The following is a 9,083-nucleotide window of genomic DNA, read 5'->3' as shown; positions in this document are numbered from 1 at the left end:
GCTTGACAAACACCATAGGGACACCCCCCACAAGCATTGCTGCGTCCGAGCAACTGGGCGGTATCATACGAATGGTGTCTGACGTAGAGGCGTGATGCGGTGTTCCACTGAGTGAGGCTGTGTACTTCGCCTTTGAGGCAAAGGTTTGGCGTGGCATCCGTCGTTTGAGAGTGCGTGCTGGACAAACTCGCTGTATTCGTCAACCGTTACAAAGACTTGGACCGGTAAATGTCGCAATCACTTTTATGATGGGAACTGTAAGCGGTTCGAAGTGAGCTTGTAGAGGTGAAAGTGACCAATCCCAGTTTCAAATCTGACGCCACTTGGCGCTACGTTCAGTTCTCATTGATTTTTCCGCTACCGCAGCGGTCCGCAGTCATTGCTGACAGGGGCCAAAGTTTTTCGGTGGCGGGTAATGACCCGGGCCAGTTAACCTGGAAACCAGGTCGATGGCAGAACGCAAACAAATTCCGCGAGAATGACGGGCCTTATGGGCAAAGAATTATTCAACGCAATGACGGAAAGTCAATTACTTCGAATGGCTGGTCGACTGAACGTAGATTTGGGTTGGCGCTTTCGTCAGCTACAAGGGGCCAATCAATTTCTGCAGAAAAAGAAGACGGTAAGTGGTATGAAACGCTCACCGATCACTATCATCTAGAGATCAGCCCCAGCGCTCATAACCGGAGCATCCACGGCAAGAACGAAATGCCTGACATATACGGTAAGTGTCCGAAGCGCGCAGGTCTACCTAGAACACGGTTCCCGGTCACTAAAGAAAATCCTATCGGCGATGATGGCGGCAACTCAGTGCAACTTCAAGCTATTGAAGTTCTCAATTATTTCGAACCCCGTGACTCTGCTTTTTCAGACCAAAAGGGAACCGAATCAGCGTTTCTAGTTCTTCACGTATGTGTTCAGAACTGTAGCGGCCCGCAACTGCGACACATTTCTCGTTCACTTTCAACGCATCGGCACGGGGTCGCAGACAATTTTACTGATACACACTCGCCCGAGCTAGAAAGTAATGAAAGCCTATTGCAGCATTTTGTGTATATCGCTAAAGCGTTGATGGAACACAACGTTACAACTGCTGTATCAGGGCCACAATGGACATGCGATTTTAGACTGCGGTATAACGGCCAACTCAAGCGCGAATCAGACAGCAAGACCGAAGAGAACTTAGAGTTCCAACCTCGACCATTTCGGATAGCAGTCGCCATACCCGAAGACGTACCACCGCAAACACCAACGAAACGTTCAAGCTCGGATTCGGGTGCGTGGTCTCCGAATGAGTGGTGGGCCTGGCAGATCGCTACGGGCGCTGACCCATATTATGAAGGACACCCAGAACAAACACATGAAAGTCTAGATCGTTATAAACTCGCGGGTCTCCAGAACTGGACGTTCCTCTGTATGGACAGCGGAGTAGGAATCACTCGCAACCAATTTCAAACTGCCGTCGACCTCACCGAACGAGTTGGTGACACGCAGTATTTGATTTTTGGCGCTACCCGGTACGTTGACCTTGCAATCCTGACTCTTAGAAATTCGATTGTATTGCATCAGTTGCACAATCGATTGACGAGTTTGGAGCCTGACTTAGCAACAAAACTCGCAAATTCCGATGAAAACTTGAATGAAAACGAAGAGCTACGGAAACAGGTAGACGCTTTGGCGTCGGTTGAGCGGTCATTCCTGACATTCCGCGATAAAGGATGGTTCACTTCAGTGCCGGGCAGGCGAGTCGACACGGAACTGCTGTTGGCGATCAAGAATGTCATCGGAGTAAACCTTGTGTACAACGACTTTGTTGATGAACTCGCGTTCAGACAGCAGGTCTACAACACACAATATCAATACCGCCAGCTGGTGTCTTCAGATGACCGGGCAAAACGGTCTGACCGCACAAACAAAGTTCTAGGGGTCGTGGCTGCTGCGCTAGGTGGCCCGGGAATTGCTGAAGCATTTGGATTGTTTGATCTGCCGCATATTTGGTCGGGTATAGCGACTGTAGGAGTTTGTGTGTTCGTTTGGCTTTTGGTCTCGGGCTCACTGCGGTGGATTGAAAAACGCTGAATCAGCACCAACCCCATAAAACTCGCAAGCGTTACGCCAGAGAACGTCGTCCAGCTGGGAGGCGTCTCGCCCATTCACGACCTCAATGACGGTGCGATACCCGCGGTGAGGGCGGTTTACCTCCGTGCGAGTTATAATCGCGTTGGGCGCATTCGCTTTGTACGTTGCGTTTATGCTGAATCAAACCTTTACGCACTGAAACTAGGGCAACTTCATATGTATTTTTGTGCCTGTTTTTGTTGTTTTAGTTTTTAGGATGGGTATGTGCTCGATACCGTTGCGGCGGCTACCGGTCTTGTGCACGATCTGGACAGCGGTAGCGCCGGAGCCGGTCTTGGCCTTCCGCACGAACGATCCCCATGCGTCTGAGGCTACTCACCCTGAATTGTCAGGGCGCACCCCTAACCATGAACCCGCACGTCACAGCCTCACACACCACAGGATTCAGACTGCGTTGCGCAAATCAGGACATCCGATGCCTGCCACTCGCCTCGGATTTTGAGGAGCGTATGCGGCACTTGGGGTTCAGTGACGGAGATTTCCGAGTACCTGGCTGACGAGACCGGGCTGCTCAATGAAGCGCCGGAGGAACTGCACCTAGTGGATCTAGCCTTCGAGAGCGCCAACGGTTAGCACATCAAGACCCCTGCGGCGGTGTCTGCCATCATCTGACCACCGATCCCAGCGTTACGCTCACCACTTCTCCTCGCAACGGCAAGTGCACCAGGATCTCCTGCGGTGCATCCCCAGTCATCGCTTTGATCGCAGCGGCATACACGGCCAGCTGCCCCACGTATTTCTTTCGCACATGCCCCAGCGGATCTGTTCCCGGGTACGACTTGTGGTCGACCAAGACGTGACCGCCACCCGCCAGCAGGATCCGCGTATCGATCCAGCCGTCCAGGATCTGGTACTGCTCGTTGCGCCACGCGATCGGCTGCTCCGTCAGAATCTGGGAGCCGGGATAAGTCTCCTCCACCCAGCGCGCCCAGCGAGCGCCCATTTCGCACAGCACATCTGGCTGCACCACATCGCCCACACCCCAGCGGTCGATGATCCGAGCCGCCGCTTCCCGTGCCATCGACTCCGGCATCGCCTGGTGGGGGACCGCCAGATACGCATGCACCGCATCGCCGACGACATCCCAGTCGACACCACCGCGGGCGACGAGCGGCTCTCCCAGCGTCGCGACGGCCCGGATATCCACATCGATGCCCTCTGAAGCTGCACTGCTGGCCTTGAACCGTGCAGGTACGCGTTTCTCGCCGTTCTGCGGCCTGCGCACCGGCACGTCGGTCCACGCGTAGAACGAGCGCGAGATCTCCCGATCCCACGTGCTCGAGTCCCCGGCGGTCGCGTAGGTACGCATCGTGATGGGCAGGTCGCTGAAAGCTGCCCCGTCATCACTCCGTCGCAGGTCGTGCACGCGAACGAAGCCGGGCCCGTCCTCAGCTGGCTCGTCCCATTCGATGACCGGGACGTCGCCTGCGACCGCATCGTTGAGCGCGTTGCCCTGTCCATCCGGACTCGATGCCGCGATGATCCCGTGGAACCTGGCCCGGGTGAGGCCCACGTACAGCAGTCTGGCCGTTTCCCGCTTCTCGACCTTGGTCCCCGCGGTCACCACAGGACTGCCCTGCCAGGCCTCCTGCATCGCGGGGAAGGACGCGAGCACGTGCGGCAGGAAGCTGATGCTCCGGCCGGCCAGAGGCTCCTCCAGTCGGAAGTTTTCGGCCTTCTGCACACTCACGGCCCGGTGCCTCCGGTCCTTCGCCTGCGGGATACCGGTCACGACGACAGGCCACTGGAGGCCCTTCGACCCGTGCAGCGTCAAGACCATTACCTCGTCGTGGGGCTGCGCGCCCGTGCTCGTGCTGGCCTCGTCGACGATGTGGGAAAGCATCCCCATCGCGCTCATCGGGGTGCGCGTCGAGGTGGCGCGCTCCTCGTACTCGACTGCCAGCTGCCGCAGCCCGTCTAGGGTGGCGAGCCGGGCCTCGGGTGCGGTCCACGCCTTGATCCGCTGGGGCAGGTCCAGAGCATCGATCACCTCGAGCAGCAGCTGCGTGGGCGCTAGGTCGGAGACCCGCCCGCGCAGATCCGCCAGCGCTCGCAGAGTCGCGTCATCCCACCACGTCCGAGAATGCGTGCGTCGCTGCTCCGCGTCGACGATCCGTGCGGCGTCCTCGAACCACGACGTATGTGCGGCGTGATCCGGCAGCAAGGTGACGAGCTCGGCGAGGGACACCGTGTCCGCCGGGTCCACGACGGCCGCCAGCCCCGCCCGGACCAGCTGTCCCTCGCGCGTCTCCAGGAGCGGCACGGCGGCGCCCGTCGCGGGCACCCTGCGGTCCCGGAGTTCACTCACGACCCTCTCGACCTCGCTGTTAGACCGGACGAGGACGGCGATGTCGCCGGGCACGACGGCCCGATGTGCGCCACCCGATACGGGCACCTGCGGCTCTCGCTCCAGGAGGTCGACGATTCCCTGCGCGATCGTGGTCGCCAACCGGGAGCCTGCCTGGTTGCCACCGCCCTTCGCGCTGTCGGCCACCCACAGTTCGCGACTGCCCTCATCCTGCAGGTGCTCGCGCTGCGGCGGTACGGACAGGACCACCTGGTCCTCCTGCTGATCCGCGAACACAGAGCGGAACACCGTATTGCTGAGTTCCAGCGGAGGCAGCGAGGAGCGCCACGAGAATCCCAGGGTATCCGTCAGCGCGGGAGCCAGAGTGTCCGTACCCGCGAGCATCGCGTCGAAGACATCGTCCATGAGCTGCGGGTCCGCGCCGCGGAAGCTGTAGATCGCCTGCTTACGGTCACCTACCCAGATGACATCGTCGACCAGCTGAGCTAGCTCCATAAAGAGCGCCAGCTGGAGCGGCGAAGTGTCCTGGAACTCGTCGACGGCCAGCAGCCGGTACCGCGCCTTGACCGAGTCCCGCACCCGCGCATCCGTCCGCAGCAGGTCCAGCGCCCGGACCTCCTGGTCGACGAAGTCCATGACGCCAAGCTGCTCCTTGAAGTCCCGGTAGGCGTCCAGTGTCTGTGCCGCCGTGTCGAACACCAGCCGGATGAGGCCCACGACATCGTCCTGGAAGGCGGGGTTCGCAAGCAGCCCGTTCTCCACGGATGCGCCGCTGGACTCTGCGAGCACCCGCTTCGGCACCGTGCCGGGAGCCTTTCCGCCATCGGCTGCCGTGAACTCCCCGCGGCCGATCCTCGCCCAGTCGTCCCACGGCACCGCCGACAAGTTCTCCGCCGTGCCCGAGGCCCCGCCCAGCTTCCGCACGAAGGCATCCAGCGTGAGGATGCTGCCTTCCACATTGCTGCGGCTGCGGCCGTTGATGGACACGGACTGTGCCCGGGACTCGATGCGCTCTCCCGGTGAGTCCGTGACCGCATCTCCGTCCAGCATCCGCAGTGCGTGCCGCAGCACCTCGACGTCCTCGACCAGCAGGTCGCGCCACCGGCTGCGGTCGTCGCTGCCCGTCGGGGGGACGAGGCGGAGGAATTCCCGCACCGAGGCCTCGGCGGAGGTTTGCAGGTCGTCTGCATCCAGGTGATTCGTGCGCGCGGCTGTCACCACGTCGTTGACGAGATCCGCCCACGCGGTGGGACCGCCCCATGCTGGGCCTCCCTCGGCGTCTCCGTTATGGCCGGTGCGCAGGAGTAGGTCGCGGTGGGTGGCCTCGGCCTGGGCGATGACGTGGTCCGCGGCCGTGCGGAACACCTGCTTCTGCTCCTCCTCGTCGAGCACGCGCACCTGCGGCGAGAAGCCCGCGTCGATGGCGTAGTCGGTGACGATGCGTCCGGCCACCGAGTTGACGGTGCCGATGAGGGCGGTGCGGATCTCCTCGGCCGCCTCGATGTTCCCGTCATCCAGGAGGCGCTGCTGGGTCTTCTCGACGAGATCGGCCGCGGCGCGGACCGTGAAGGTCGTCGCGATGATCTGGTTGGCGCGCAGCGGGGTCTCGGCCGTGGCGGACAGGCGGCGCGAGAGTTCCTCGGTGAGGCGGTGGGTCTTCCCCGAGCCTGCCGAGGCGGTGATGATCGTGACCGTCATGAGTAGTCCCCCAGCAGCCCGTAGAGTCCGGTGAAGTCGCTGTACTGCTGCTGCTCCTGGATGAGCAGCCGGCCATCCTTCTGAGCCGCGTCGCGCAGGTCGGCGAGTGCGTCATTGAAGGGCTTCTTCTCGTGTCCCACGCCCGTTCCTGTCTCGAGGTAGACGTCCGCGGCAGGTGCGTCGAAGGTGCCCTGAGCGATGCGCGTGAGTGTCTGCTCGACCGACCTCTGGATGCGCGGCCAGAGGTGCGCAGGGTTACGCGGGGCTCGCGATTCGGGGTCCAGCTTCTGGTCCGCAGAGACGAACACCGCCTGCTTGAGCATGTAGTACGCAGTGAGCGGTACAGTGTTCGGCCGGTCGAGCGCCTGGCTGTAGATGCTCAGCTGCACGGCCTCGCCCTCGTTCACAGCCTCCCGGTACGTGCGCGGCGAGTAGGTCCACTTGAGGTCGATGACGGCGGGGCGGCCATCGGTCAGCTCTGCGTCCAGATCTCGAAAGCCCATGAGCTCGGTTGTCCGTGGGGTGCCGGCGATGTCGAGGGTGAGCTGTGAGTGGAACTCCGACTCGGCACCGGTGACGTGCAGACCGTGATCGGCGAGTGTGCTGAACAGCTCCGTGAGCGAGTCCAGCGTCGTCGTGAGGACGGACTCCAGCCGGGCACGCGAGCCTGGTAGCAGGAGCTCAGACGCGAAGCGCGGGACGAAGCGTTCGAAGACCTCTTTGATGTCCGACTGGGTGGGGACAGCTCCACCGTCCGCGGCACCGGAGACCACGAGGTGCTCGACGACCGCGTGGACCAGCAGGCCCAGCATCCGGTTGTCGGTGGGCACCAAAGCACCCAGTCCGGCGGAGAGATTCAGCCCGTACCTCAGAGTCCAGCTCAGCGGGTCACGGAGCAGCCGGTCGATCTGCGTGAACGACAGGCGCTGGGGCAGCAGGTGCGTGAAGTCCCCGCCCAGCGAGCGGGAGACGCGAGTGGGCGGGGCCGGGATCTCCGGGTCGACGACCGAGACGTCCAGGCTCCGGTCTCGCAGCGACCATGTGCCATCGTGAGTCTGGGCCGGGACAGGGTGGGCGAGCGCGGGTGAGGAGAGCACGTCATCGACAGCCTGGGCGGTGTCGCCGAAGAGGTCGGTGCGGGCCTGCGCGAAGCGACCAGCCAAGTGCACGAGGGCGGGGTGGAGATGGCGCTCCTGGCCGCCGACGGTGTCGGCATGGAACGCATAGACATGCTTGGCGCGGGACAGTCCGCGCAGGTCGGCCGCCTGTGCCAGTCGTTCGTGCTGCGCGGCAGGCGTGACGGTGGCACCGGCGGCCGCCAGGGCTGCGACCTCGTGGGGATCCCAGAGCTCTTGCGCGGATGCCCCATTGTTGTGAGCCGACCACCACAGGACGGTGTCTGCCCCAGCCGGAACCTGCGACGGTGCGGTGACGACGGTCCAGGCGGCGGCCTCGGCGTGGGCTGCGGCTGACGTCGTGGCAGGGGCGCAAGCGTCGACGATGTCGACGAGCTCGCGCACCACGAGTGTGTCGGTGCCGATCAGGTCGATGGTCTGGAGAAAGGAGGACACGTGCGCGGCAGCCGCGGTGAGGTAGCGCGACGGTTGTGCGCCGCCCAGCCGGCGCAGGCGATCACCCAGCCACTCGACGGCGGTGACGAGCCGGTCGAGGTGCACTCCCGCGTCGCTCACATGCACCGGATTCGTGCGGAGGAATTCGTCGAGCGTCTGGGCGATAGTCCACGCGGACTGGGCGCAGGGATCCGGCGCGGCGGCTGGGGCCTCCAGCGGCGCAGTCTCCGTCGGGTCGGAGGCGAGTGGGGCCTCGGAGGCGGTGCGCAGGCCCTCGAGGGCGCACATCCACGCGGACTCCGGGTCGCTGGAGATCCCCGCTTCCTGGCCGAGTGCCTGGAGGAGCGCTTTTCGGGCAGCAGAGGGGACGAGACCCACCGACCGGGTGGCGGTGGGCTGGGTGTCCGCGTCGGCCTCGATATCGGTGGTGATGCGGAGCGCGAGGAGCTCTGCGATGCGGTGGACGTCCAGCGGCGGGATGAGTGCGGTGAGGAACAGCGGGAGCAGCTGCGCAGCGGGGTCGACCGCGGTGGTTGGGGCTGCGCCCACGGTGGGGAGGCCTCGGCGGCGGAGCTGCTGGTCGAGGACAGCGGTGTCGTCGCCGGCGATGATGACGACGGTGCTGGGGTCCGGCTCGGTCGCGAGGAAGCGCGCGGCGGATTCGGCCGTCGACCACTCGTCCCGTCCGCGGGAAACGGTCAGAGCAACGAGGGCGAGGGACGCCTCCTCCGTCCAGGCGATGTCGACACCACAGTTGGCGAGCAGGTCCAGGAGCCTGCGCCAGAGCGGGGGAAGGTCGTCGCGGGCATCGGCGACGTCGATGCGCTCGATCCCCAGTGGCCACGACGCTGCGTGTCCACCCTCGACGAGGCTGCTGAGGTGGCCGAGGACATCGCGGAGGTGGTCGGCCGGGCCGGGAGCCAGCGTGGCACGGGCCTGACGCGGGGAACCGACCACCACGAGGTCTTCGATTGCCGCTAGTGCCGTGAGCCGGGGCTGTGCTGCGGCGCTGGAGTCGTGGGACCAGCCTGCGGCGATCGCGTCGTCGCGCAGGTTCAGGACCGTGCGGGCGGTGTTCCACGGGTCCAGAGCGAAGGAGTCGCGGTACCACGGGTGTCCGGCTGCGGCCATGAGTGCGCGGTACTGCGCGGTGCGCTGGGGGCTGCCGGCGTCAGGGCCTGTGAGGCCCAGCCGGGTGCGGAGCAAATCGAGGAAGGCGGATGAGGAGAGTGCGGTCTGATCCGGGTGGGTTGCGGCGTTCAGGGCCGCTACGTGCCCGGCTCCGTGGCTGAGAATGATGCGCATGGCGTGCTTCTCCTGAGGAAACGCGCGTGCAAGATCGCACGCCGACACTGGTGCTCATATTA

Annotated in this window: 3 protein-coding genes; 1 reads left to right on the top strand and 2 read right to left on the bottom strand. The window is 63.4% G+C overall.

Annotation, left to right across the window (positions count from 1 at the left end; genetic code table 11):
• Positions 1-291: 291 nt before the first annotated feature.
• Complete coding sequence (locus HMPREF3087_RS10530) at positions 292-2,079, top strand: hypothetical protein (protein WP_141738900.1); 1,788 nt, start codon at positions 292-294, stop codon at positions 2,077-2,079.
• A 664-nt stretch (positions 2,080-2,743) separates the two neighbouring features.
• Here the strand turns inward: HMPREF3087_RS10530 and HMPREF3087_RS07185 are convergent.
• Together HMPREF3087_RS07185 and HMPREF3087_RS07180 are read right to left on the bottom strand one after the other, a co-directional pair.
• Complete coding sequence (locus HMPREF3087_RS07185; protein WP_070428602.1) at positions 2,744-6,145, bottom strand: UvrD-helicase domain-containing protein; 3,402 nt, start codon at positions 6,143-6,145, stop codon at positions 2,744-2,746.
• A complete protein-coding gene (locus HMPREF3087_RS07180; RefSeq protein ID WP_070428601.1) occupies positions 6,142-9,021 on the bottom strand; it encodes a RecB family exonuclease in 2,880 nt (959 codons plus the stop codon). Before HMPREF3087_RS07180 ends, HMPREF3087_RS07185 begins: the two co-directional genes overlap by 4 nt.
• Positions 9,022-9,083 lie beyond the last annotated feature (62 nt).

It is taken from the genome of Brevibacterium sp. HMSC22B09, from assembly GCF_001806795.1.
Taxonomy (GTDB): Bacteria; Actinomycetota; Actinomycetes; order Actinomycetales; family Brevibacteriaceae; genus Brevibacterium; species Brevibacterium ravenspurgense.
Note: the sequence above shows the minus strand (reverse complement) of the source record. Positions and strands in the feature narration are given on the sequence as shown.